The 24,762-nt window shown below is 69.7% G+C and carries 22 protein-coding genes; 11 read left to right on the forward strand and 11 right to left on the reverse strand.

Features of this window, described 5'->3' with window-relative positions:
* Positions 1-34 precede the first annotated feature (34 nt).
* Complete coding sequence (locus tag D7Y04_RS29970; RefSeq protein WP_121761483.1) at positions 35-943, forward strand: LysR family transcriptional regulator; 909 nt, start codon at positions 35-37, stop codon at positions 941-943.
* Here the strand turns inward: D7Y04_RS29970 and D7Y04_RS29975 are convergent.
* A complete protein-coding gene (locus tag D7Y04_RS29975) occupies positions 936-2,159 on the reverse strand; it encodes an MFS transporter (protein ID WP_121761484.1) in 1,224 nt (407 codons plus the stop codon). The two genes, D7Y04_RS29970 and D7Y04_RS29975, sit on opposite strands and share 8 nt — an antisense overlap.
* Positions 2,160-2,236: 77 nt before the next feature.
* On the opposite strand from D7Y04_RS29975, the gene D7Y04_RS29980 reads away from it, so the two are divergent.
* Positions 2,237-3,130: a LysR family transcriptional regulator gene (locus D7Y04_RS29980; RefSeq protein ID WP_158627608.1), complete on the forward strand. Its 894-nt coding sequence runs from the start codon at positions 2,237-2,239 to the stop codon at positions 3,128-3,130.
* A gap of 4 nt (positions 3,131-3,134) precedes the next feature.
* Here the strand turns inward: D7Y04_RS29980 and D7Y04_RS29985 are convergent, their stop codons facing one another.
* From D7Y04_RS29985 to D7Y04_RS29995, 3 genes are all read right to left on the reverse strand, one after another.
* Complete coding sequence (locus D7Y04_RS29985; RefSeq protein WP_121761486.1) at positions 3,135-4,016, reverse strand: sigma-70 family RNA polymerase sigma factor; 882 nt, start codon at positions 4,014-4,016, stop codon at positions 3,135-3,137.
* On the reverse strand, positions 4,003-4,464 hold the full coding sequence (locus D7Y04_RS29990; protein ID WP_120598749.1) for a carboxymuconolactone decarboxylase family protein: 462 nt from the start codon (positions 4,462-4,464) through the stop codon (positions 4,003-4,005). The genes D7Y04_RS29985 and D7Y04_RS29990 overlap by 14 nt, the downstream gene beginning before the upstream one ends.
* Positions 4,465-4,563: 99 nt before the next feature.
* Positions 4,564-5,025 carry a carboxymuconolactone decarboxylase family protein gene (locus D7Y04_RS29995; RefSeq protein WP_120598750.1) on the reverse strand — a complete coding sequence of 154 codons (462 nt, stop codon included), beginning with the start codon at positions 5,023-5,025 and terminating at the stop codon, positions 4,564-4,566.
* A 117-nt stretch (positions 5,026-5,142) separates the two neighbouring features.
* Between D7Y04_RS29995 and D7Y04_RS30000 the strand changes: the two genes are divergently transcribed.
* Entirely contained in the window at positions 5,143-5,754 is a 612-nt protein-coding gene (locus tag D7Y04_RS30000) for a pyridoxamine 5'-phosphate oxidase family protein (protein WP_121761487.1), read from the forward strand.
* Between the two features lie 3 nt (positions 5,755-5,757).
* Here D7Y04_RS30000 and D7Y04_RS30005 read toward each other — a convergent pair whose 3' ends face one another.
* The 3 genes from D7Y04_RS30005 to D7Y04_RS30015 form a co-directional block, all read right to left on the reverse strand.
* Positions 5,758-6,792, reverse strand: a complete 1,035-nt coding sequence (locus D7Y04_RS30005) for an ABC transporter ATP-binding protein (RefSeq protein ID WP_172817028.1) — start codon at positions 6,790-6,792, stop codon at positions 5,758-5,760.
* Positions 6,792-8,450, reverse strand: a complete 1,659-nt coding sequence (locus D7Y04_RS30010; protein WP_121761489.1) for an iron ABC transporter permease — start codon at positions 8,448-8,450, stop codon at positions 6,792-6,794. Before D7Y04_RS30010 ends, D7Y04_RS30005 begins: the two co-directional genes overlap by 1 nt.
* A gap of 463 nt (positions 8,451-8,913) precedes the next feature.
* Positions 8,914-9,960 (reverse strand): ABC transporter substrate-binding protein, encoded by a 1,047-nt coding sequence (locus D7Y04_RS30015; RefSeq protein WP_121761490.1) that lies wholly within the window; start codon positions 9,958-9,960, stop codon positions 8,914-8,916.
* Positions 9,961-10,118: 158 nt separating this feature from the next.
* On the opposite strand from D7Y04_RS30015, the gene D7Y04_RS30020 reads away from it, so the two are divergent.
* A complete protein-coding gene (locus D7Y04_RS30020; protein ID WP_121761491.1) occupies positions 10,119-11,111 on the forward strand; it encodes an aldo/keto reductase in 993 nt (330 codons plus the stop codon).
* Positions 11,112-11,184: 73 nt separating this feature from the next.
* The gene (locus D7Y04_RS30025) at positions 11,185-12,543 is read left to right on the forward strand and encodes a family 16 glycosylhydrolase (protein ID WP_120577795.1); all 1,359 of its coding nucleotides are present in this window, start codon (positions 11,185-11,187) and stop codon (positions 12,541-12,543) included.
* Between the two features lie 60 nt (positions 12,544-12,603).
* On the opposite strand, the gene D7Y04_RS30030 is transcribed toward D7Y04_RS30025, so the two are convergent.
* Entirely contained in the window at positions 12,604-13,812 is a 1,209-nt protein-coding gene (locus tag D7Y04_RS30030) for a polysaccharide deacetylase family protein (RefSeq protein ID WP_121761492.1), read from the reverse strand.
* A 102-nt stretch (positions 13,813-13,914) separates the two neighbouring features.
* On the opposite strand from D7Y04_RS30030, the gene D7Y04_RS30035 reads away from it, so the two are divergent.
* The 4 genes from D7Y04_RS30035 to D7Y04_RS30050 all read left to right on the forward strand — a co-directional run bounded on the left by D7Y04_RS30035 (position 13,915) and on the right by D7Y04_RS30050 (position 17,489).
* Positions 13,915-14,784 (forward strand): ABC transporter substrate-binding protein, encoded by an 870-nt coding sequence (locus tag D7Y04_RS30035; protein ID WP_233601636.1) that lies wholly within the window; start codon positions 13,915-13,917, stop codon positions 14,782-14,784.
* Positions 14,781-15,575, forward strand: coding sequence for an ABC transporter ATP-binding protein (locus D7Y04_RS30040; protein WP_121761494.1), 795 nt, complete (start codon positions 14,781-14,783; stop codon positions 15,573-15,575). Before D7Y04_RS30035 ends, D7Y04_RS30040 begins: the two co-directional genes overlap by 4 nt.
* The gene (locus D7Y04_RS30045; protein WP_121761495.1) at positions 15,572-16,507 is read left to right on the forward strand and encodes an iron ABC transporter permease; all 936 of its coding nucleotides are present in this window, start codon (positions 15,572-15,574) and stop codon (positions 16,505-16,507) included. The genes D7Y04_RS30040 and D7Y04_RS30045 overlap by 4 nt, the downstream gene beginning before the upstream one ends.
* 142 nt (positions 16,508-16,649) lie before the next feature.
* Positions 16,650-17,489: a tetratricopeptide repeat protein gene (locus D7Y04_RS30050; protein ID WP_121761496.1), complete on the forward strand. Its 840-nt coding sequence runs from the start codon at positions 16,650-16,652 to the stop codon at positions 17,487-17,489.
* 21 nt (positions 17,490-17,510) lie between these two features.
* On the opposite strand, the gene D7Y04_RS30055 is transcribed toward D7Y04_RS30050, so the two are convergent.
* The 3 genes from D7Y04_RS30055 to D7Y04_RS30065 form a co-directional block, all read right to left on the reverse strand.
* A complete protein-coding gene (locus D7Y04_RS30055; protein WP_171807549.1) occupies positions 17,511-17,729 on the reverse strand; it encodes a DUF3185 family protein in 219 nt (72 codons plus the stop codon).
* 50 nt (positions 17,730-17,779) lie between these two features.
* A complete protein-coding gene (gene rnr, locus D7Y04_RS30060) occupies positions 17,780-21,031 on the reverse strand; it encodes a ribonuclease R (protein ID WP_121761497.1) in 3,252 nt (1,083 codons plus the stop codon).
* A gap of 127 nt (positions 21,032-21,158) precedes the next feature.
* Positions 21,159-22,559 (reverse strand): protease inhibitor I42 family protein, encoded by a 1,401-nt coding sequence (locus tag D7Y04_RS30065; RefSeq protein WP_121761498.1) that lies wholly within the window; start codon positions 22,557-22,559, stop codon positions 21,159-21,161.
* A 162-nt stretch (positions 22,560-22,721) separates the two neighbouring features.
* Between D7Y04_RS30065 and glp the strand changes: the two genes are divergently transcribed.
* Both glp and ribA read left to right on the forward strand, forming a co-directional pair.
* On the forward strand, positions 22,722-23,951 hold the full coding sequence (gene glp / locus D7Y04_RS30070) for a gephyrin-like molybdotransferase Glp (protein WP_121761499.1): 1,230 nt from the start codon (positions 22,722-22,724) through the stop codon (positions 23,949-23,951).
* 122 nt (positions 23,952-24,073) lie between these two features.
* Positions 24,074-24,748 carry a GTP cyclohydrolase II gene (gene ribA / locus D7Y04_RS30075; RefSeq protein ID WP_121761500.1) on the forward strand — a complete coding sequence of 225 codons (675 nt, stop codon included), beginning with the start codon at positions 24,074-24,076 and terminating at the stop codon, positions 24,746-24,748.
* Positions 24,749-24,762 lie beyond the last annotated feature (14 nt).

The raw sequence follows: 24,762 nt of genomic DNA on the forward strand, positions 1-24,762 counted from the left end.
TCACTGTCGCCGCCAGGGCGACAATGGGTGGACCATGAGCGATCCCCTGCAGGGCGTGGCCGTCTTCGTGGAGGCCGTGGAGGCTGGCGGCTTCTCCGCCGCGGCCGCGAAGCTGAACCTGTCGCGCTCCGCCGTGGGCAAGACGGTGGCGCGACTGGAGGAACGGCTGGGCGTGCGCCTCTTCCACCGCACCACGCGTTCGCAGGGCCTGACCCAGGATGGTCAGGCCTTCTACGAACGGTGCCTGCGCGCCCTGGGTGAACTGCGCGCGGGCGAGGCCCTGCTCGAATCCGGCAAGCAGGAGGTCGCGGGTCGCCTGCGCGTCAGCATGCCCGTCCTCTACGGCCGCCGCTGCGTGGCGCCCATCCTGCGCGACCTGGCCCGCGCGCACCCAAAGCTGGAGTTGGATCTGTCGTTCAGCGACCGCCTCGTGGACCTGTTGGAGGACGGCTTCGACCTGGCCATCCGCAATGCCGGCATCCGTGGACTCGACACGGGCAATGGCCTCACGGGCCGCCGCGTCGGCTTCCAGCGCATGAGCGTGTGCGCGTCACCGGCCTACCTCCGCAAGCACGGCACGCCGCGCACGCTGGAGGCGCTGTCCGGGCACGAGTCCATCCGCTACGTCCGCTCGGGGGCGACGCGCACCTGGCTCTTTCCCCAGGAGGACGGCTCGAACGTGGAGCTCGCACCAGCCTCACGGCTGCGCTTCGACGACCTGGAGGCCATCCTGGACGCGGCCGTCGCGGGCATGGGGCTGGCGTGGCTTCCCTGCTGGCTCATCCAGGACGCCGTGCGAGACAAGCAACTGGTGCGCGTTCTGACGGACCAGCCGGGACTCTGCTTCGACGTCCACGCGCTCTGGCCCACGACGCCCCACCTGCCCGTGCGGGTGCGCGCCGCCATCGACGCGCTCGCGAAGAAGCTGCCTTCGGTCAAGTGACGGAAGGCGAAGCGGCGGCCCGCCGCGCCTGGACCTGTTCCCACACGAACGCGAGGACCAGGAACCCACCACCCACCGCGCACACGCCCCGCCAGCCCGCGTGGTCCCACGCGATGGCGGAGAGCGCGGAACCGCAGGCACCGCCCACGAAGTAGAACATCTTGTAGAGCGTGTTGAGGCGCGTCTGCGCGGTGGGGTGCAGGCGGTACAGCTCCGTCTGGTTGGACACCGTGGCGGCCTGCGCCCCCAGGTCCAGCAGCACCACGCCCGCGATGAGCCCGGCCCACAGCGTGCCGAAGACGGCGAACACCCCGAAGGCCGCCAGCATCGTGACGATGCACGCCCGGACGATGCGCCGAGCACCAATGCGCTGCGCATGCCGGCCCGTGACGTTCGCGGCGAGCGCCCCCACCGTCCCGATGAGCCCGAACATGCCCGCCGTACCCGGCCCCTGATGGTACGCGTCACTGCTCAGGAAGAACGCCAGCGAAGCCCAGAACGCGGAGAGCGCCGCGTACATCAGCGCGCCCGTGAGCGCGATGGCCCGGAGCCCCGGCACGTCCCGCTGCAGCGTCCACAGCGACTGCAGGAGGCGCGGATAGGTCAGCCGCGTGGAGGACTCGTAGCGAGGCAGTCCCAGCCGCAGCGTCATCGCCAGACCCACCATGGTCGCGCCGGCCGCGAAGTACACCCCGCGCCAGCCCAGGTGCGTCGCCACGAAGCCGCTGAGCGTGCGGGAGATGAGCACGCCCACCAACGCGGCGCTGAGCACCACGCCCAGGTTCCTCCCTCGCTCCTCGGGCGAGCTGAGCGCCGCGACGAAGGGGATGAGGATCTGCACCAGGACCGACGTGAGCCCAATGGCCACGCAGGCAGCCAGGAACAGCGGGAACGAGGGCGCCAGGCCCGCCGCGAAGAGCGCCGCCGCCGCGAGCCCCAGCATCGTCACCAGCAGACCGCGCTTCTCCAGCACGTCGCCCAGCGGCGTCAGGAGCACCAGTCCGGCCACGTAGCCCAACTGCGACATCATCGGCACGGAGCCCACGGCGGAGGCGGACAGGCCGAAGGTCTGCGCGATGACGCCCAGCAGCGGCTGGCTGTAATAGACGTTGCCCACCGCGAGCACCGTCGCCGTCGTCATCGTCCACAGCAGCCGGCGATCCATCGGCGCGGCCTGGGGCACGGCGACGGGGAGCACGGCGGAGGAAGTCTCCATGCGACATGCCTAGCGCTCCCCCACCCATACTTCCAATATATCCTGGGTCTGGAATCCAGACCTGGAGCATATGGACCATGGAGCTGCGCCACCTGCGGTACTTCGTCGCCGTCGCGGAGGAGCTCAGCTTCACCCGCGCCGCGAAGCGTCTGCACATCGCCCAGCCGCCGCTCAGTCAGCAGATCCGCAAGTTCGAAACCGAGCTGGGCGGCGCCCTCTTCGAACGCGAAGCCCGCGCGGTGCGCCTCACGAAGCTGGGACGCGAGCTGCTGCCGGAAGCGCATCAACTCCTGGAGCGCGCGAAGCGGTTCCAGGAACACGCGGCGCGACAGGCCCGGGGCGAACAGGACGTGCTGGTGTTGGGCCTCATCTCGTCGTTCGCGACGCCCCGGTTCGCCACGATGCTCCGCGCCTTCCAGAAGAAGGTGCCAGGGGTCCACATCGAGCTGAGCAATCATCCGTCCGCGTGGCAGTTGGAGGCGCTGGAGCGGGGCACGTTGGACGTGGGCATCCTGCGCCCGCGCGAGCGGATGCCTCCGAACGTCGTCTCCCACCTCATCCGACGGGAGCCCTTCCGGCTGGCGGTGCCCTCACGGCATCCGTTCGCGAAGCGGAAGGCGGTGGCGTGGAAGGACCTGCGGGATGAGCCGCTCATCCTGGTGGAGCCCGGCGTCGCGCCGCCGGACTACTACGCGGCGTTCTTCGACCGGCTCCGCGACGCGGGGGTCGAACCGGCGGTGCGCCAGTACGCGCAGAACGTCGCGACGAAGATCTGGTTCGTCTCCGCGGGCTTCGGCATCGCGCCCATGCCGCACACGCCCGACACGGAGCACCACTCCGGCGTGGCCTTCATCGACCTGCCGGACGATGCGCCGGTGACGAACACCGCCATCGCCTGGCGCAAGGCAGGAAGCACCCCGGCCCTGCTCCGGTTCATCGAGTTCGCGCGCGAGTCCTTCGCCGCGCACTGAAGCCCTACGACGGCTCCCCTTCCACCATCCGCCGGATGCCCTTCAGCTTGTCGGGGTTGCGCGTGATGTAGAGGGCGACGATGCGGCCATCCTCGATACCGAGCGCCGTCGTCTGCAGCGTCCCGTCCGGCTCCAGGGTGACGAACGCGGGCAGGCCATCGATGGTGCCCTCATGCACGAGTTGCGATGCGTTCGCGCCCGCGCGTCGGACGAACGCCTCGAGCATGCGCACGATCTTCTCCTGGCCGAAGATGGGATTGAGCACCGCCTTCGTCTTGCCGCCCCCGTCCGCGTAGAGCACGACATCCTGGGCGAGGAGCGCCTGGAGCGCGTGCGTGTCACCGCTCCGGGATGCGGCATAGAACGCCGAGGCCAGCTCATGGCCCCGGGCCTCCGTCACGGGAAAGCGGGGCCGTGCCTCCTGCACGTGGGCCCGCGCCCGGCTGGCGAGCTGACGGCAGGCCGCCGGATCGCGGTCGATGGCCTTCGCCACCTCCTCGAAGTCCATGCCGAACACGTCGTGCAGGAGGAACGCTGCCCGCTCCAGCGGAGACAGGCGCTCCAGGGCCATCATCAGGGTCAGCGTCAAGTCGTCGCCCTCCACCACCGGCTCGATGAGGGGCTCTGGAAGCCAGGTGCCCACATACTCCTCGCGGCGGACGCGCGCGGACTTCAGGACGTCCAGGCACAGGCGCGTCACCGTGCGGACGAGCACGGCCTCGGCGTCCCGCACGGCCGCGCGGTCCGTCTGGTGCCAGCGAAGGTACGCCTCCTGCACCACGTCCTCCGCCTCCGCGACGATGCCCAGCATCCGGTAAGCGATGCGGAGCAGGCGGGGGCGGAGCGGGTCGAAGACGTCTGCGGGGTTTTCGTCAGGCGGCTTCACTGCGAGCGGTCACCGGGTGGATGGCCCGGAAACCGATGGCGAACCGGTTCCAGGAGTTGATGACACCAATCATGAGGGTCAGCTTCACGATCTCCTCTTCGGTGAAGTGCGGCTTGAGCGCAGCGTAGTCCTCGTCCGGGGCGTGTGTCGTGGAGATGAGCGTCAGGGCCTCGGTCCAGCCCAGGGCCGCCCGCTCGCGGTCGGTGTACAGCGGCGACTCGCGCCAGCCGTCCAGCAGATAGATGCGCTCCTCGGTCATCCCCAGGGCTCGGGCGTCGCGGGTGTGCATGTGGATGCAGAAGGCGCAGCCGTTGATCTGGGACGAGCGGATCTTGACCAACTCGCGGAGGCTGGGCTCCAGCCCCAGGGCCTCCACCTTCTTGCTGAACTCCACCATGAGGTTGACGGCGTCCGGCGCGACGGCGAACGCATTCATGCGGGTCTTCATGAGCAACTCCTCGTTCTTGGGGACAAAGCGCCTTCCCGTCTCCAGGACGACGCAGCGGGTGCCGCGTGTGACATGGACATTCAAAAAGCGGTTCGAGGCTCAGGCGGCTTCACTGCGAGGGGTCACCGGGTGGATGAGCCGGAAGCCGAGGACGAGCCGGTTCGCGACGTTGATGACGCCAATCATGAGGGTCAGCTTCACGATCTCCTCTTCGGTGAAGTGCGGCTTGAGCGCGGCGTAGTCCTCGTCGGGTGCGTGCGTCTGGGAGACGAGTGTCAGGGCCTCGGTCCAGCCCAGGGCCGCCCGCTCGCGCTCGGTGTACAGCGGCGACTCACGCCAGCCGTCCAGCAGGTAGATGCGTTCCTCGGTCTCCCCATGTGCGCGGGCGTCGCGGGTGTGCAGGTGGATGCAGAAAGCGCAGCCGTTGATCTGGGACGAACGGATCTTGACCAACTCGCGAAGGCTGGGCTCCAGCCCCAGGGCCTCCACCTTCTTGCTGAACTCCACCATGGGCTGGAGGGCGTCCGGCGCAACCGCGAAAGCATTCATCCGGGTCTTCATATGTAGGTCCGAGTGCTAGGGGGCGAAGTGCCCTTCCCTCCCGAGGACGACGCAGCCGGTGCCACGTGTGACATGGCCCTCTTGAATGCATAAAAAGGCCCCGGGAGGCGCACCCGGATGAAGACCGTGAACGATGTGGAGACGCTCGAACGCCTGTACGGCGTTCCCGGAAAGTCGTCTGTCCTCAAGGAGGTGGACCATCTCCACCTGGCGTACCGGCCCTTCATCGAGCGCTCGCCGTTCATGGCGCTCGCCACCTCCGGCCCCGAAGGGCTGGATGTATCGCCTCGCGGGGATCCCGCGGGGTTCGTGGTCATCGAGGACGCGCACACGCTGCTGCTGCCCGACCGCCGAGGCAACAACCGCTGCGACTCGCTGCGGAACATCCTGGCGGACCCGCGCGTCGCGCTGCTGTTCTTCGTCCCGGGCGTGAACGAAACCCTGCGAGTCAACGGCCGGGCGAGCATCGTCATCGAACCGTCGCTGCTGGAGCGCTTCACCTTCGAGGGCAAGCTCCCGCGCTCCGTGCTGCGCATCACCGTGGAGACGGTCTACTTCCAGTGCAGCCGCGCGTTGATCCGCTCCGGCCTCTGGGACCCGGCCCGACAGGTCACTCGCGCCGAATTCCCGAGCCCCGGCGCCATCCTCGAAGCGCTGAGCCCGGAGAACTTCGACGGCAGCGAGTACGACCGCGAGCTGCCGGGCCGGTTGAAGACGTCGCTCTACTGAGCCTCAAGCGCCCGCGTCGAACACCGTGGCCTTGCGCACGCGCACCCGGAGCGTCTGGCCGGCGCGCACGCCCTCCAGCGCCGGCCCGATGACGCGCAGGAACGCATCTCCCACGGGGAAGCGGTACTCCGCCGCGTGCCCCAGGAACAGCCGAGCGGAGAGCACCAGCGGCGTTCCGGTCTCGCCCAGCTCCAGATCCTCCGGACGCACGACCAGCGTTCCCGGCCCGGGCTTCGCGGCCACGGGCAGCTCGAACGAGGTCTCCGTCCCCGCGCAGTGGAAGGCACCTGCGCGCACCTCGCCTCGCAGCACGTTCGCGCCTCCGACGAAGCCCGCGACGAACGGAGTCGCCGGTTCCCGGTACAGCCGCTCCGGAGTGTCCACCTGTTCGATGACGCCCCGGTTCATCACTGCGATGCGGTCCGACAGGGCCAGCGCCTCGCCCTGGTCATGCGTGACAAACACGAGCGTCGTGCCCAGCCGCGCCCGCAGTGCGGCGATCTCCGCGCGCAGCTCCTCGCGCAGGGCCGCGTCCAGGTTGGACAGGGGTTCGTCCAACAGCAGCACGCGAGGCCCCGCCACCAGCGCCCGCGCGAGCGCCACGCGCTGCAACTGTCCGCCGGACAGTTCGTGCGGCATCCGCGCCGCGTAGGCCTCCAGCCGCACCCAGCGCAGGGCTTCGCGCACGCGGGAAGCCACCTCGTGGCGGGGCACCTTCCGGATCGACAGGGGATAGGCGACGTTCGCCTCGACGCTGCGATGCGGCCAGATGGCGTAGCTCTGGAACACCATGCCCAGGCCGCGCTTCTCGGGAGGAACGCGCACGCCGGGTCCAGCAACCAATTCATCCCCCAGGCGGATGACGCCCGCGTCCGGATGCTCCAACCCCGCGAGCATCCGCAGCGTCGTCGTCTTCCCGCATCCAGAAGGGCCCAGCAGGGACACCAGCTCGCCCTGCCCCACTTGAAGGCTCAAGCCACGCACCACGGGCGTCCCGCCGTACGCCTTGACCAGGTCCTCCAGGACGATGGCCGCCATCACCGCACCTCCGGAACTCGACGCCGAGCCCACGCCAGCACGGCCTGTCCCGCGACCACCAGCGCCACGAACGCGCAAGCGAGCACGGCCGCGGCGGCCGGATCCGCGTAGCTCTGCAATTCGAACAGCAGCGTGCCCAGGACCTCGGAGCCCGCGGGCACCAGCAGCACGGACAGAGTGATTTCCGTGGCGCACGCAAGGAACGCGAGCACGAACGCCACCACGAGCGCGGGCCGAAGCAACGGAAGCGTCGCGTCCACGAACGCACGCACGGGCCCGGCACCACCGACGCGCGCGGCCTCCGCGAGCGAAGGATCCACCTGGGCCAGGGCCTCGGAGCTGTTGCGTTCGCCGAGCGCCAGGTACTTCCCCACGTAGCCCACGAGCATCAGCCACGGCGTATGCGCCAGGGCCAGCACGAACGCCACGCGGTCCAGCACCACCAGCCGCCAGTCCCGGGAGAACGCCACCAGCAACGCGAGCGCCAGCACCGTGCCCGGAACCGCGAAGGGCCACACCGCCATCGCCTCCACGGCCGCGCCGCCGCGACGAAAGGCCCGCCGAAGGAGCGCACCTGCAAGGCCCAACCCCACCACCAGCAGGCCCGCCCCCGCGGCGAGCAGCACACTGCGCCCCGTGGCCCGCAGCGTACGTGCGTCCCACAGCACCCCAGACCAGTGCGACAGCGTCAGCGTGTCCCAGGTCAGCGCCGCGCCGAAGCTGCGCTGCAACGAAGTAAGCAGGATGGCCGCCAGGGGCAGCACCACCAGCACCCCGCCCACGAGGCCCACTCCGGCGAGCGCGGCGGTCCGCCACGTCCCCAACCCAAGCACGCGAGGAGACACGCCCTTCCCCGCGTTCAATCGCACCCGTCCGCTTCGGCCCAGCACCCAGGTCAGTCCCAGCGCCAGCGGAGTGAGCAGCAGGAGGAACGACGCGAGCACTGACGCACGAGGCAACCCCTCCTCGCTGCCCAGCAGCACCAGTTCATAGATGCGCGTGGTGAGGACGCGGGTGGGCGGAGACGCCGAAACGCCCAGCAGATACGGCACGCCGAAGGACGATGCTGCCATGAGGAACACCATCACCGCGCCCGACAACAGCGCGGGCATCACCAGGGGAACGGTGGTGTTCAGCACGGCGCGAAGCGGCGAAGCGCCACACACCCGGGCCGCTTCTTCCAGAGCCGGGTCCACGCGCCGCAGCGCCGCCGCCCCCGCGAGCAGCACCAGCGGCAGGCCCGATAGTCCCTCCACGAACGCGATGCCCGCCGCGCCATAGAGGTCGAACACGTCCGCGCCCAGCATGCGGTTCAGGTAGCCGGCACGAGGGCTCGCGAGCGACAACCACCCCATGCCCCAGATGAACGCGGGGATGGCGGACGGCAGCGTGAACAGCACGGTGAACGCGCCACGCAGGGGCAGGTCCGTGCGGAACAGAAGGAAGGCCAGCGGAGCCCCCAGGCACAGCGCCCACGCGGTCGCGCCCAGCGAAATGCCCAGCGTGTTCAGCAGCGCCCCGGACTCCGCCGCGAGCACCGAACCCAATCCCCCCGTCGCCGCACCCACGCCCCGCACCAGGAGCGCCACGACCGGGACGACCGCGAAGAGCAGCAGCGGCACGAGCCACAAGGCCAACGCAATCCACCGCCCCCTCATCGCGCGCCTCCATCAAGGCTCACGCGCTGGCGCTTGCGGTACGCCAGTCCCGCGGACAGGCCGCCAATCCAAGCAGATGAGAAAGGAAGAATCCTGAAGAGGCGCCCCGGCGGGGGCCCACCGAAAAAACCTGTCCGACTGTCCGACAGGTTTGGACCACCGCACGAACCTGTCCGACTGTCCGACAAGCCAGCCCCACCGCATGAACCTGTCCGACTGTCCGACAAGCCAGCCCCATTGCTCGAACCTGTCCGACTGTCCGACAGGTTTGGACGGCCGCCGGGGACCCCGCGTGCTGACGGCATCCCGCTGTCGTTCCCCATCGTTCCGGCTGCATCCGTCGCCAGGACGGAGGTGCTCCCTTCCCAACCAAGCAGCGAAAACCTGTCCGACAGTCGGACAGGTTTTGATCGCGCCGCTCCGGCGGGGGCCCACTCCCGTCCTCCGGTGGGGCGTTCCTGACTCATCGCGCGAACGCCCGGCTGAAGGCTTCCTTGATGTCGCCGCCGTGCAGCAGCCCCTGATCCAGCAGTTCCGGCGTCCAGGGCTGCGCGCGGCTCAGCAATCCGGCCACGCCGGACTCTCCACGCGGACCGCTCAAGCGTGGGTCCACGGCGTGCATGTCCCCCTTCTCCACGATGATGCGCTGGCCCTCGGGCGACAGCAGCACGTCCACCAGCGCCTTCGCCGCCACCGGATTGCGAGTCGACGCGAACAGTCCCACCGGTCCCGGGATGACCACCGCGCCGTCCTCCGGCCAGACGACCTCGATGGGACTGCCCTTCGCCTTCGCCGTCAGCGCGTTCTCCAGCAGCAGCACGCCAGCGTCGACCTCGCCGCTCTCCACCTTCTGGAGCACCGCCGCGTTGCCACCCGCCACCACCGCGCCCCGCTCCCTCAACCCGGCGAAGTAGGCATCTCCGCGCCGCGCGTGCAGGAACACCGCCCACGTGAACGCGGTACCCGATGTGAGTGGATCCCCAATGGCCACCCGTCCCTTCCAGCTTCCATCCACCAGCGCCGCGAACGACTTCGGCGCATCGCCCGCGCCCACGCGGTGCACCAGCACCATCGTGGACAGCCGCACCGCCGCGTACCTCGCGTCCAGATCCAGCAGCGTTCGCGGAATGCGCAGCGCGTTCACGGACGCGTAGCGCAGGAACGCGCCATCCCGCGCCAACCGCTCGTAGAGAAACGGATCCGACGTCATCAACACGTCCGCTCGCACCGCGCCCGCGGCCCGCTCCGCCTCCAGCCGGCTGGCCACCTTCTCACTGCCCGCCTGGTACCAGTGCACCTGCACGCCGGGCAGCCGCTCCTTGAGTAGGGGCTCCATCGCATCCAGCACGTGCCGGTACATCGACGTGTAGACCCACACCTCGCCGGATGGGGTCGAGGCCTGCGCCACGGCGGCGCCTCCCGACGGCGCGGCGGATTCGATGCGGCACGCGGCCAGGAGGATCAGCGCGAGGAGCGGACCCACGCGCCGCACAAGGAGGGGAATGCGCATGCGGGTGTCGATTATGCGGCACACGCCCGCCCTGCACACGCACTCCGCAGCGGTGGCTCCTGCACATTCGACCCTCGCGCCCGTTGTCCCGGGCGTCGCTCGGTCCCAACGTCGGCCTCCCAGACGCTGCCTGCCCTCTGGAAGAAGGACGCCCGCGCATGACCCGGAAGGAATTCCTCGCCGCGACGCTGTCGCTGATGGTGGCCACGCCCGTGCTCGGGGCTTCACCCGCGAAGGCGAAGAAAGCGTCCGCCGTGCCCCGCCGCAAGCTGGGCCGCACCGGCCAGGAGGTGTCGTGCATCGGGCTCGGGGGCTTCCACATCGGCAAGCAGACGGAGGAGTCGGAGAGCATCGCGCTCATCCGCGGCGCGTTGGACCAGGGCATCAACTTCCTGGACAACTGCTGGGACTACAACGACGGCAAGAGCGAGGAGCGCATGGGCAAGGCGCTGCGCGACGGCTACCGCGCCAAGGCCTTCCTGATGACCAAGGTCGACGGCCGCGACAAGAAGACCGCCGCGAAGCAGATCGACGAATCCCTCCAGCGCCTCCAGACAGACCACCTGGACCTGCTCCAGCTCCACGAAGTCATCCGAGACAACGACCCCGACCGCGCCTTCGCCGAAGGCGGCGCCATCGAGGCCATGAAGGATGCGCAGAAGGCCGGCAAGGCGCGCTTCCTGGGCTTCACCGGCCACAAGTCCCCGGACATCCACCTGAAGATGCTGGAGACCGCGAAGAAGCACGGCTTCCGCTTCGACACCGTGCAACTGCCCCTCAATGTGATGGACGCCCACTTCAACAGCTTCGAGAAGCGCGTGCTGCCCGTGCTCGTGAAGGAGGGCATCGGCGTGCTCGCCATGAAGTGCATGGGCGACCCGTTCATCCTGGACAGCAAGACCGTCACCGCGCCCGAGTGCCTCCGCTACAACCTGTCCCTGCCCGTCAGCGTCGTCATCACCGGCATCGATTCGCAGGAGCGACTGCAGCAGGCGCTGACCGCGGCGCGCACCTTCAAGCCCTTGAGCGAAAAGGACGTCCAGGCCCTGCTCGCCAGGACGAAGGACGCGGCCCAGGACGGTGCCTACGAGAAGTACAAGACGAGCCACCACTTCGACGGAACCGTCCAGAATCCCCAGTGGCTCGGATGAGGTGCTTCCGGACTTCCTGGCAAGACGCGTTAGAACCGGCAAATATGAATGCTCCCCCTACCCCGGAGCATTCATGCACCGCCCTTTTCGAGCAGGCCTCGTCGCCGCAGGACTCCTGACCACCCTCTCCGGCTGTTCTCCCGAGCCGGAAGCCGCCGCCCCGGTGGAGGCGGAAGGCTACGGCCAGACGCAGCAGGGCGAGCGCGCGTACGACCCGGGCTCGGGGTGGTCGCTGTCGTGGCAGGACGACTTCACGGGCACGGCGCTGAACACGGGCGCGTGGAACGTGCTGACGAGCAACTGGGATCCGGTCACCAACAACTGCAACTTCGGCACGGGTGAGCTGGAGTTCCCGCGCGCGCAGAACGTGGCGGTGGCCAACGGCAAGCTGATCATCTCGGCGGAGCGCACGGCGGACAACCCCACGGACTCACGCTGCGCGGGGCAGTACCGGTCGTTCTATTCCGGCCGCATCCACACCAAGGGCAAGGTGGAGGGGCGCTACGGGAAGATCGTCGCGAGCATCAAGGTCCCGCCGGGCTACGGCATGTGGCCGGCGTTCTGGACGCTGGGCTCGAACATCCAGAGCGCGGGCTGGCCGGCCGCGGGGGAAATCGACATCCTGGAGTGGAAGTCCACGGAGCCCACGTGGATGAAGTCGGCGCTGCACTGGCACAACGGCGGCAACGCGGACTGGGGCACCGGCGCGAGCCGTGGCGTGGACCTGTCGCAGGACTTCCACACGTACGAAGTGGAGTGGAACGCGAACACCATCGTGTTCCGCCTGGACAAGGACTTCGTCTCCACGGCGACGTTCAACCACAACGAGTCGGAGTTCCAGCAGAACCACTACCTCATCCTGAACCTGGCGCTCGGCGGCGTCTGGTACGGAAACCCGGCGCCGGCCTCCATCGACCTGGCCTGGGGCGCGAAGAAGACGATGGAGGTGGAGTGGGTGCGCTGGTACCAGCCGGGCGGCTCGCAGTCGCTGGGGCTCACCAACCCGGGCTTCGAGAACGGCATGACGGGCTGGACCACCTGGAGCCCGAATGGCACGGGCACGGCGGCGTTCTCGGAGACGTACAACGGGGGGCACTCGGGCAGCTTCCACCTGACGCAGTGGACGTCCGCGGCGGCCTACGAGGCGTGGACGTACCAGACGAAGTCCGGTCTGGCGTCCGGCAACTACAAGCTGCGCGCCTGGTTCCGCAAGGGAGGCACGTTCGACTTCGCGCGCTTCCAGGTGAAGAACTGCGGTGATTGCGCGCCGGCCATCACCAACCTGGGCACCTACGGCAACTACACGCTGCTGGAGACGCCCGCCATCAACGTCACCAACGGCTACCTGGAGTTCGGCCTGCACAGCAAGTCGCCGGCCCACAACGGCTCCAACTTCATCCACATGGATGACGTGGAGCTGATCAAGCTGTAGGCCCTGATTGTCTTCACGCGCGCGCCGGAGAGGACACCGGCGCGCGCAGTGGCGCTGCGACTACGGCACGAGCACGAAGTCGTCCACGTACAGCGTGCCCTGATCCGAACCCGATTCATCCATCACGTAGAAGTCATCCACCGTGCCGGACGTCGCGCCCAGGGCGCTCAGCGGGATGGAGACCTTCTGCCAGGTCCCCGCCGCGATGGGATGCCCCAGCGCCGTCTCCAGGCTGATGCTGCCCAGCGGCGTGCTGCCGTTGTAGAGCGCCAACCGCACCTGCTGTCCACCCGTCGTGCCTCCGTGTACCCAGAGGGCGATGGACTGGTACAGCGACAGGTCCAACCCCGAGTGGTGGAACATCAGCGCCTCCCAGTAGTCCGGCTCGAAGCTGACCGCCGTGGACCCGGAGTGCACCGTGACGGACTGGTCCAGGTCGTGCGTCGCCCAGCTCCAGTCCTGGAAGCCGCTGCCCATCGCGTCGTCGTAGACCACCGTGCCCACTGACGGCGGCGCCTCAGTAAGACCGTCCGTCAGCGCGAGCCCCTGCTCCACCGTCACCGTGCGGATGCCCGTCGACTGCACGTAGTTGAGGATGTTGGTGAAGTTGGTCGTCCGGTACTGCGTCTCTCGCGTGGGCGTGCTGCTGGTGAACTCGTGGAAGAGGATGATGAGCCAGCTCTTCTCCGCGATGGCCTGGTTGATCCACCCCTTCACCGTCGCCACCGTCACCGCGCTCGACACGTCGTTGGCGCGCAGTTCGTAGATGACCGTGTCCTTGAAGTTGCGGCCCGCGTTGATGGTGCGGTGGCTGGCGTACTCCGTCTTCAGCGCCGTCATCACCGTCGCGTTGTACGCGCCGTAGGGTGACGCGAAATCCTTGCCGCACGTCGCCCCCACGTTCGTCTGCAGCCACGTGCGCGAGTCGTGCAGCTCCGACGTCAGCTGCGCGGGCGTCAGCGACGTGAGGTCCGCGTGCGTGCGCGTGTGGCTGGCGATTTCATTGCCCTCCGTCTTGAGCGTCTGCACCTGCGCGAGGCTCATGTAACCGCCCCACCCCTGCGCCACCGCGTCGGTGACCAGGTAGTACGTCGCGGGGATGTTTCGCGACTTCAGCGCAGGCCGCGCCAGCGTGTACTGCGTGCTCCAGCCGTCATCCAACGTGATGGAGATCATCCCTTCCGCGAACGGCGACGCGGCAAAGGCCGAGGAAGTGCAAAGCAGCGCCGCGGCGCATAGCGCGCGGGACGTCCAATTCATCCAGGTCATGTCCGGGTATCCCCTCTGTGAGGAGTTCCCAGGATAAGCGAAACCCAGACACCGCTTCCCGGACACCCGTCCGTGACGCGCGTGCTAGAAGTCGGCCCGCCCATGAGTCTCTTCCGCCTCCCCTCCCTGCTGTGCGTGGTGCTCGCGCTCGCGGCGGGCTGCCAGCGTTCCGCGCCTCCTGCTCCGGAAGCCCAGGCGCGGCGGATCGTCTCGCTGTCTCCCTCCGTCACGGAGACGCTGTTCGCGTTGGGCGCGGGCTCGGAGATCGTAGGCGTGTCCGACTACACCGCCCTGCCCCAAGGCACGCCCGCTCTTCCCAAGGTGGGCACCACGTTCGCGCCGAACTTCGAGGCCATCGCGAAGCTCAAGCCCACGTTGCTCGTGGATCAACAGGTGAAGCAGGCCCCCGCGGAGGCGCTCTCCGCGCTCGCGCCGCTGAAGGTGCTGCCGTGGACGTCGCTCCAGGAGATCGTCGGCAGTGTGAAGGAGCTGGGCCGGCTGAGCGGCCGCGAGCCCCAGGCCGCGGCGCTCGCGGAGAAGCTGAATCAGACGCTGTCTCGCCCCGCGCCGAAGGATGCTCCCCGCGTGTTGCTGGTGCTGGGCGACACGGCGGGCACGCTGTCAGAGGTCTGGTACATGAAGCGCGCGTCACTGCACGGCGCCGCGCTGGAGGCGGCGGGGGCTCGCAACGCCGTCGCGGAGGACGTCACGGGGCCGCCCAACCTGTCGCTGGAGGGCATCATCGCGCTGGATCCGGACGCGGTGCTGGTGCTGATCAGCGCGCCGGCCCTGGATGCCGCGAAGCAGGCGCAGCTCCTCGCTCCGTGGAAGCAGCTCACCGGCCTGCGCGCGGCGCGAGAGGACCGGGTGCGGCTGGTCATCGGGCCCGACGTGCAGTCCACCGGGCCCGCCATCCTCGACGTCGTCGAGCGGCTCCGCGCCGCCCTGGGCACCCTGCCCTCCGCGCGATGACGGCCGGGCTGATGCTGGACGCGGTGACGGTGCGGGCTCGGGGGCGGACGCTGCTGGACAGCGTGTCCCTGCGCGTGGCCCCCGGTGACTTCGTGGCCATCGTCGGGCCCAACGGCGCGGGCAAGTCCACGCTCCTGCGCGTGGCGCTGGGCCTGCTGCGTCCGGATGCCGGGCATGTGTTCGTGGACGGGCAGGACGTGTCGGGCCTCGCCCCCCGGGAGCGCGCGGCAAGGCTCGCGTGGCTGCCCCAGAGGCTGGAGGCGGCGGAGCCCATCACCGCGCTGGAGCAGGTCGTGTCCGCGCGCTACCGCTTCCCTGAATCCCGCCGCGCCTCCGAGACAGCGGCGCACCAGGCTCTGGCGGAAGCAGGCGCCCAATCCTTCGCCCTGCGCCCCATCACGGAGCTGTCCGGCGGTGAGCGGCAGCGCGTGGCGGTCGCGGGGCTGCTCGCGCAGGAGACCCCGCTGGTGCTGCTGGACGAGCCCGCCAACTTCCTGGACCCCGCGCAGCAGTTGGAGCTGTACACGCGCATGGGCCACCTCTGGCGCGCGGGACGCGGCATCCTCTGCGTCACCCACGACGTCAACGTGCTCTCGCACGCCCACGCTCCGGGCACGCGCGCCCCCCGCGTCGTGGGCCTGTCCCAGGGCCGCGTGGCCTTCGAGAAGAACCACGACGCCCCCGACCTGGGCGAACAGCTTGGCGAGCTGTTCGGCGTGCGCATGCACGGGACATTCGTGGAAGGCCATCGCGTCTTCGTGGGCCTGCCCCGGAGCGGAGGCGCCTCGTGAAGACCTGGGTCCTGGTGGGGGTCTGCGTGGCCGCGTGCGCGGTGGCGCCGTTCATTGGCCCGGGGCTCTCCCCGGACTCGATGGACTTCGTCTTCTGGCAACTGCGCGTGCCCCGCACGCTGATGGCCATGCTGGTCGGCGGCACGCTGTCGCTGGTGGGCGCGGTGTACCAGTCCCTCTTCGCGAACCCGTTGGCCGCGCCCAGCACCGTGGGCACCACCGCGGGGGCGACCCTGGGCGCGCTGGTGGCCATCATCCTGGGGGCACGGCTCGCGCCGGGGGGACTGCCAATCATCACCGCCGCGGCCTTCATGGGGGCGCTCGGCGTCAGCCTGGTGGTGGCCGCCATCGCCGCGGGCCGCCGCGTGCGGATGAACGACGTGGTGCTCGCCGGCATCGCGTGCTCCATGGCGGCGGGCGCCATCTCCACCGGCTTGCAGTTCACCGCGGACTCCGCCGAGCTCATGGCCGCCATGCGCTGGTCGCTCGGCCACCTGCCGCAGGTGGGCTACGCGGGCGTGCGCCTGCTCACCCCGTTCGCGGCCGTCACCATCGTGGGGCTGCTCGCCCTCACCCGCGCGCTGGAGGTCTTCATCGCCGGAGAGGAACACGCCGAGTCCCAGGGCGTCCCCGTCCGCCGCGTGCGCACCGTGGCCATTGGCCTGGGAGCGCTGGGCGTCGCCGCCTGCGTGGCGTGGTGCGGCCCCATCGCCTTCGTGGAGCTCATCGTCCCGCACCTGGTGCGCCGGACGCTCGGTGTGAGTCGCCGGGTGCTGCTGCCCGGGTCCGTGGTGGTGGGGGCCGCGTTCCTCGCGTTGTGCGATGCGTCGGCGCGGTTGATCCTCCCCGGGCGTGAATTGCCCGTGGGAGTGGTGACGGCCGCCCTGGGCGCGCCCCTGCTCGTCTCCCTACTCGCGCGCGCACGCTCCTGAAGCGCCCTGCCGGACAGGGCCACCCGGAGCGCAGCCCCGCCTTCAGGACGAGGGGTACCCGAGGCGAGTTCGGGTATATTCCGCGCCGCGTGGGGCCCCCGGTCGGGACGTGCCCCCTGGAACTTCACGAAAGGCTTTGGGCATGAAGCGACTGGGTAGCGTGGGTTTGATGCTGGGTGTGCTGACCCTGGGCGGTTCCTTCGGCTGCGCCGATGAGAAGGAAGAGAAGGCCAAGGAGCACCGGGTCAAGGGCACCAACTTCCTCGCCGACAAGAACTACGCGGAGGCGGTGAAGGAGTACGAGGAGTCGCTGAAGATCGACCCGAACCAGGAGAAGGTCTGGGAGAAGAAGGCCTTCGCGCACATGCAGGCGGGCCAGACGGAGGAAGCCGCGCAGGCCGCGCTGAAGCTGGTGGACTATGCGAAGACGCCCGCTGAGAAGGCCGACGTCTACCGCAACGTCGCGGCGATGTACGCGAAGAGCGGCCCGCTGGACAAGGCGAAGCAGTATTTCGAGGAGTGCCTGAAGATCAACCCGAAGGACACCGACGCGCTCGGCTGGATCGCGGAGGTGCACTCGCAGCGCGGTGGCGCCCGCTCCATGTCCGCGCCCGCGGTCCCCGCGGAGCTGGAACTCGCGCTGAAGACGTATGATCAGGTCATCGCCATCAACCCGGACCTGCCCAACCCGTACCTGAACAAGCGCGTCGTGATGTTCAAGTACATCGAGCATGAGAAGGCCATGATGCAGGCCGCCGATCAGGAGGCCGTCGAGGCCGCCACGCCGCCCAAGCCGGAGAAGGGCAAGAAGCCCGTGGTGGATCCGACCGCCGCGGAGCGCGTCGCCGCCGCCAAGGCCAGCTCCGCCGCGCACGCCAAGCGCATCGAGGAGCTGACGGCACAGGCCAACGAGGCGACCAAGCAGTTCGGCGAGGCGACCAAGCGCGCCAAGGCCGCTCAGGCCTCGGGCGCCACCAAGTAGTCCCGGTGGAGGGGACGGGGCCTAACGTCGGCCTCGTCCTCCCCCGAAGAGGGCCAGCAGCACGCCGCCCACGAGCGCGGCGCCACCGCCCGCGACGTAGAGCGTGGTCTGCTCGGTGTTGCGGCCGGTGAGGAGCTCGGAGGCGCGCTCCGTGAGCGAGTCCCGCGCCTTGAGCCCGGTGAACAGCAGCACTCCGCCCGCCACCGCGAGCATCAATCCCACGATTCGCACAGCACCCACACGGCCTCCTTGAGTGGAACGGCTGCGTGGCCGGAAGGTCGGCCCCGCGTTCAGCGCTTGCGCTTGCCCGGGGCGCCTCGCCCCTGCTTCTTGCTCGCGCCCTTCGAGCCACCGGCCTTCGTCGGCGCGGACTTCTTCGAGGGCTTCGCCTTCGCGCCAGGGGGCGCCTTGCGGACCTTCTTGGACGCGCCCGCGCGGCCCGGAGCCGCCTCCGTGGAGAGCTGACCCCGCTGCGCGGCCAGCGCACGGATCCGGTCGAAGCCCGGGTGCGGTGAAGCGGCTGGAGCGCTGTCGTCGGAGTCGAAAGCAGGCGGAGTGAATGTCTCGCGAGAAGGCTTCGCGCGGGAAGCAACCGCGTCGCCCGAACTCTCCGCGTCCCAGGCCTCACGGGAGCGCTTCGCGTCGCGCACGGCCTCGTCGCCGGAGCGGTCCGCGCCGGAAAGCTCGTCGCGGGACGTCGTGCCGGACTCGATGCCCTCATCGACCGCGGGGAGCGAGGGACGGATGACCTTGCGCTTGCCCTTGGCCGGGGTGGCGGGCTCCGCCTTCGGCGCGGGGGCCTCTTCCGTGCGGGGCCGCAGGAAGCGGGACGTGGCGCGAGCAGGCGCGGCCTCTTCGCGGCGCCCTTCCCGGCTGAAACGTCCTCGCGGACGCGACGCGGCCGGCGCTTCTCCCAGGACTTCATCGCCATAGCCAGAGACCGTCGCGGCCTCTACCGTGGCGGCGTCCTCGGGCGTGGGCGGCTCCCACGCCTTCTTCACGCCGAACGGCGTCTCCTCCGACTCGCCGAGCGACCGCCACTGCTCCGCGTCCGCGGCCTGGTCCGCCCCGGCGGGCTTGCGCGACGGCGTGCGGCCCGTCTTCGCGGCCTCGCGCTCGCCGCGTCCGGGCCTGCCACCCTTGTGACGGCCCGGCGCTTCGTTCACGTACTCGCGGCGGCGCGGCGCGGGACTCGCTCCGGTGGTCCGCTGGAGCGGGGCCTCGTCCGCGAACTGGAGCGCCTCGAAGTCGATCTTCCGCGACGTCGTGTTCGCGGACAGCAGCCGCACGCGCAGCTTCTGCCCCACGCGCACGCGCCGGCCATTCGAATACACGAGCGAGTGCGTGCGCTTGTCCAGCTTGGAGCCCGGCCCCAGCGACTCCGCCTTCACCAGGCCCTCAACGTGGACCTCGTCCAGCTCCACGAAGAAGCCGAACTCGGCGATGCCCGCCACGGTCGCGTCGAACTCCTCGCCCACGCGGTCCTTCATCATCAGGGCCGCGTAGAACGCCACCACCTCGCGCTCCACCGTCATGGCCGCGCGCTCGCGCTCCGAGCACTGCTGCGCCATGCCCTCGAGCCGCTCCTCCTCGCGGTCCAGCTGCGCATCCGAGGGCTTCTTGCCCTTGCGCGCCCACACCGCCTTCAGGATGCGGTGCACCAGCAGGTCGGGATAGCGCCGGATGGGCGACGTGAAGTGAAGGTAGTTCTCCGCAGCCAGGCCGTAGTGACCCACGCGCGTCGCCGTGTACACGGCCTGCATCATGGAGCGAAGCAACAGCTGGTTCAGCGCCCGCTGCTCCGGGTGTCCCTGCAGCTGTGTGATGAACGCGTCCAGCTCCTTGGACGAAACGCCGTCCTCCACGTCGAGTTGGAAGCCATACGCCTCCGCCAGCACCGCGAACGCCGCCAGCTTCTGCGGATCCGGCTCACCGTGGAACCGGTACACCGTGGGCAGGCCCTCATCCTGGAAGTACGTGGCCACCGCCTCGTTGGCGGCCAGCATGCACTCCTCGATGAGCCGGTGGCTGTCCTTGCGCTCGCGCTTCTCCATGCGCTGCGGCAGGCCGTCCTCGCCCAGCATCACCTTGTGCTCTGGCACGTCGAAGTCGATGGCGCCTCGCGCCTTGCGCATGCCCATCAGCGCGCGCGCCAGCGCCATCAACTGCTCGAACTGGGGCTTGAGGAAGTTCCGGTGCGGCACGTCCTTGCCGTCGAGGACGTCCTGCACCTCGTTGTACGTGCAGCGCGCCACGCTGCGCATCACCGCCGGGTACAGCTCGTGCGTACGCCGCTGGCCGTGGCGGTCGAACGTCATGTCCGCCACCATGCACAGCCGGTCTTCGTCCGGGCGCAGCGAACAGATGCCGTTGGACAGCCGCTCCGGCAGCATGGGCAGCACGCGGTCCGGCAGGTACACGGACGTCGCGCGGTTGAGCGCCTCCGCGTCCAGCGCGCTGCGCTCCTTCACGTAGTGCGACACGTCCGCGATGGCCACCACCAGCCGCCAGCCTCCGGCCTGGGGCTCCGCGTACACGGCGTCGTCGAAGTCGCGCGCGTCCTCACCGTCGATGGTGATGAGCGGCATCTTGCGCAGGTCGCGGCGGTTGCCCTCCGTGGCCTCCGCTTCGGTGACCTTCACCGCGAACGCATCCGCCTCGTCCATCACCTCTGGCGGGAACTCGTCGGAGAAGCCGTGCGCGAACGCGGACCCCAGCACCTCCGCGCTCGGGTCACCCGGCCGGCCCAGCGAACCGGCCACCTCACCGAACAGCCCCTGCCCGGGCTCCAGCAGGTCCGCGCCCACGCCCAACCGGACCTTCACCAGGTCGCCGTCGCGCGCCATCTGCGTCGGCGGCACGCGGATGGGACCCGGCAGGCTCGTGTCCGTGGTCATCACCAGCGAGTGCCGGCCCTGCGCCACGTACGTGCCCACGGCCAGCTCACGCCGCCGGTTGATGACGCGCACCAGCCGGCCCTCGAAGCGGCCCGGCCGTCCCGCCACCTCCACGATGACGCGGTCGTTGTCGAGCGCCCGCTGCGCCTCACCGGGCGGCAGGAAGATGTTCTCGCCCTCGCCCGTCACCGGGTGCACGAAGCCGAAGCCGTCCCGGTGCATGTGGAGGATGCCCTCCACCGCGGGCTGCCCGGAGTCCTCGAAGCGGTCGTCCCGGAAGCCACGCTGCAGCGAGCGCCGGACGTCGCCGCCGCCACGGAAGCCCGGACGGTCGTCGCGGAAGCCGCCGCGGCGCTCCTCGCGTCCGCTGCCCGGGGCGGGGCCCCGCTTCTTGAAGGGCGGCGTGGAGGTGTCCCGGCGCGATTCGGAGCTGGCCTCGGGCGCGCGGGGCACGCGAGCGCCTTCCAGGCGGAAGCGCTTGCCGTCCTTGACGATGGTGCCCTCGCGCACCAGTTCACGCAGGGCGCGCTTGAGTTCGGTCTGCTGGCCGGGATTCAGCCCCGCGACGCGAAGGAGTTCCTTCACGCCCAGGGGGTGATCGGCTTCAGCGAGCAGCTGTCGGATGTGATCTTGGGAGAGGCTCACGGTGGGGATGCGGCAAGGCCGCTGAGGGAACGGGTAAGCCCGAAGGGTGCGGGCGGGAACCCCCCGGCCCCCATTCGCCCTCCCTGGCAGACCTTGCGGTCCAGGGAGGGCCCGTGCGCCCAAGCCGTCAGGGCTTGACGGTGACGTTGATCTTGAAGGAGCGCTCCACCACACCCGGCGTGAACGCCTTGGCGAGGAAGAACTCCACTTCGAAGTTGCCGGGGTTGCGCGGCGTGAAGAAGAACTCGCGGGTGGCGGGGCCGCCGGCGGCGCCCTGCTCGAAGTTGGCCTCGCGCAGACCCACGCGCTTGGCCAGCGTCGGCTCGATGGCCCAGGTGGCGCCGGGCTGCTCCTGCAGGCGAACCGTGAGGCCGTGGTTGAGCTTCACGTCCACGGACGTGGGCACCTCGCCCTCGATGTGCACCAGCTCCATCTCGTCGCGCGACACCGAGCGCGCCTCGGACGGACGCGGCTCCACCGTCTCCGCGGTGATGCGACCACCCCAGCCGGACGTCTTGTCCACCACGCCCGTCACCTGGAGCGTCTGCCCCACGTGCTTGCGCAGGCTCTTCACCGCGGCCTTGCCCTCGATGGCGAAGGACACCTGCTGGCGCGTGCCGCCGTTGGACACGACGAGCACGAAGTCCTCGCCCATCATCTCCAGGTTGCCCCGGATGCTGGCGAAGCCCTTGATGCCGGCGCCCATGCCCGCGGCGACGGCCATGGAGACCTCGCCGGGCGACAGGTAGCGCAGCTTCGGCTCTGAATCCGACGGAGACGGCGCGACCTCTTCCACCTCGGGCTTCTTGGCGGAGTACTTGCGTACCTCCACCACGCCGCTGTGGTTGGTCGTCTTCTTGATGAGGCCGCTCACGGAGACCTTGTGGTCCACGTAGGCCGGCAGAACTTCCTGATCCGGTCCCTGCAACAGGAACGTCAGCTCGCGCTTGTCGCGGCCCACGACGACCAGGTGGGGCATCTCGCCGCTGAGGACGAGCCGGCCCTTGAGGCTGCCCTCGCCCGTCACGCCGCGGCCCTCGCCGGCGGTGAGCAGCTGCTCCATCTCACGCTTCGTGAGCGGCTCGCCCACGGGCGGCAGCTTCGTCGCGCGCGGACGCGGCTTCTCCACGGGAGGACCGGCGGGGACGGCCGACGGAGTCTTTCCCCCCGCCTTCCCAGCACCCTTCTTCCCGGCAGGGGCGGCGGGCGCGGCCTTCGCGGCGGGCGCGGTTTTGCCGGCCTTCGCGGGAGGCGTCGTGGGAGCAGGGGGAGCGACCTTGGCCGCCGCCTTCTTGGCGGCCGCGGGGGCCTTCTCCACCTTCTCCGCCACCGCCTTCTTCGCCGCCGCGACCTTTCCCTTCGCCCCTTCAGCCACCGCCTTGACGACCTTCGTCGCGGCCGTCGCCACCTTCTTCGATGCGTTCCTGATCAGATCCAGGCGGGCCGCGTTGTCCTTCTTCGCGGCAGGCTTCGCACCGGCTTTTGCAGCGGGAGTCGGCTTCTTCGCCCCGGACTTGGGCTTGGCCATCGACGCTGTCTCCTTGGAAATTTCCCGTGTGCTATCAACGGGTTGGCGGGACGCCCCTGCTGTTGGACGCGAGCCTCGCGATCACGATTGCTTGTAACGATGATCAGCTGGGCTGTCAAACTAACACTTGATTTTCCCACGGACTTTGGGTGGGAAAACAGCATGAGTGATGCCCCTGAATTGCTGCCGGTGGAGGAGGCCCGAGCGCGGATCCTCGGGCTGTGCACGCCACTGGCCACCGAGTGGGTGCCCGGGGATGACACCCTGGGCCGCGCGCTGGCCGAGGACGTCCCCGCCCGCCGCACCCTGCCCCCCTGGGACAACTCCGCCATGGACGGCTTCGCGGTCCAGGCCCGGGACCTGGCGGGCCCCCTACCTGTGCGCCTGACGGTGGGCGAGACGGTGTTCGCCGGCAGGCGCCCCACCCGGGAGGTCGTCCCCGGCACGTGCGCTCGAATCATGACCGGGGCCCCCCTGCCCCCTGGCGCGGACGCGGTGGTGATGCGCGAGCGCACCCGGCCCGTTCCGGGCGAACCGGACGCCGTGGAGATCCTGGAGGCCGTGGGGCCGGGGAACTTCGTCCGTCCCCGGGGCGAGGATGCGAAGGAAGGCGACGTCTTGCTGCGGCGCGGCACGCCCCTGGGCATCCCGGAGCTGGGGCTCCTGTGGGCACAGGGCCAGGGCACGGTGCCGGTGCCCCGCCGGCCGCGCGTGGCGGTGCTGTCCACTGGAGACGAGCTGTGCCGCGTGGACGAGCCCCCCGGCGACGGCATCGTGGACATCAACGCCCCCGCCCTGGCCCTGGCGGTGCGGCGCGCGGGCGGCGTGCCCACGCTCCTGGGCATCGCCCGGGACACGCGCCAGGCCGTCCAGGAGGCCCTGGGGCGCGCCGAGGGCTTCGATGTGGTGCTCACCAGCGCCGGCGTCTCCGTGGGCGACCACGACTTCGTGAAGGAGGCCCTGGAGGCCCTGGGCGTGGCGCAGCGCTTCTGGCGCGTGGCCATCAAGCCCGGCAAGCCGCTGGTGGTGGGCCAGCGCGGCTCCACCCTCTTCATGGGTCTGCCCGGCAACCCCACGTCTTCCCTGGTGACCTTCGAGCTCTTCGTGCGCCCCGCCCTGCGCCGGCTCCTGGGGCACGCGGACGTGGAGCCGCCTCGCGTCGCCGGCCGCCTGGAGGGACGGCTCTCCAAGGCCCCAGGGCTTGCCCACTTTGTGCGCGTCACGGCCACCTGGCGGGCGGGCGAGCTGTGGGCAAAACCCCTGGGGACTCAGACGTCGGGTGCCCTGCGTTCAGCTGCGGCAGCCACACATTTGCTTCACTTCCCCCGAGAATCCAACAGCTTGGCTGATGGCTCCCATGTGGAGCTGCTCCCCCTCTCGTGGGTCGCTTGAGCAACGCAGTCCACGTCCGCCGCATCCAAACAGGCGGGTTTCACCACACCCATCGGGGTGTCACCTTGACTTGCATCCAGGGGGGCGAGAAGAAACGGCCCCTCTCTGGGAGACGACCTACCATGTCCGACACGCGCTCACCCCAGGTCCTGCCGACCCATAAGCCGACCCAGCACCTGGAACGGTTCTCGGAGGCGGACGTGCCCACGGCCCGCGGGGTGCTGAAGACCATCGTCTTCCGCGACAAGCGGAACGGCCGCGAGCACGTGGCGCTGGTGGTGGGCGAGCCCAAGGGGCTGGAGGGGGTGCCGGTGCGCATCCACTCCGAGTGCCTCACGAGCGAGGTCTTCGGCAGCCTCAAGTGCGACTGCCGCGAGCAGCTGGACCGGGCGCTGGACTTCGTGACCCAGAACGGACTGGGCGTGGTGCTCTACCTGCGCCAGGAGGGCCGGGGCATCGGCCTGGGCAACAAGATCAAGGCCTACGCCCTGCAGTCCAAGGGCCTGGACACCTACGAGGCCAATCGCCAGCTGGGCTTCGCGGATGACTTGCGCTCGTACGACATCGCTGCGGAAATGCTGCGGTCGTTGGATGTGCGGTCGGTGGACCTGATCACCAACAATCCGCTGAAGATCGCCGGGCTGGTGGAGGAAGGCGTTGCGGTTCGGCGCCGAATCCCTTCCCGGACCGAGCACAATCCGCATAACGTCGACTATTTGAAGACGAAGCGCGAGCGTACGGGGCACCTGATTGAGCTCTTCGCGGAGGACGACGACACGGAAGCCAAGGCCGGCTGAGCGCCCGGCCCGGC

It is taken from the genome of Corallococcus sp. AB038B, from assembly GCF_003668955.1.
GTDB lineage: Bacteria > Myxococcota > Myxococcia > Myxococcales > Myxococcaceae > Corallococcus > Corallococcus exiguus.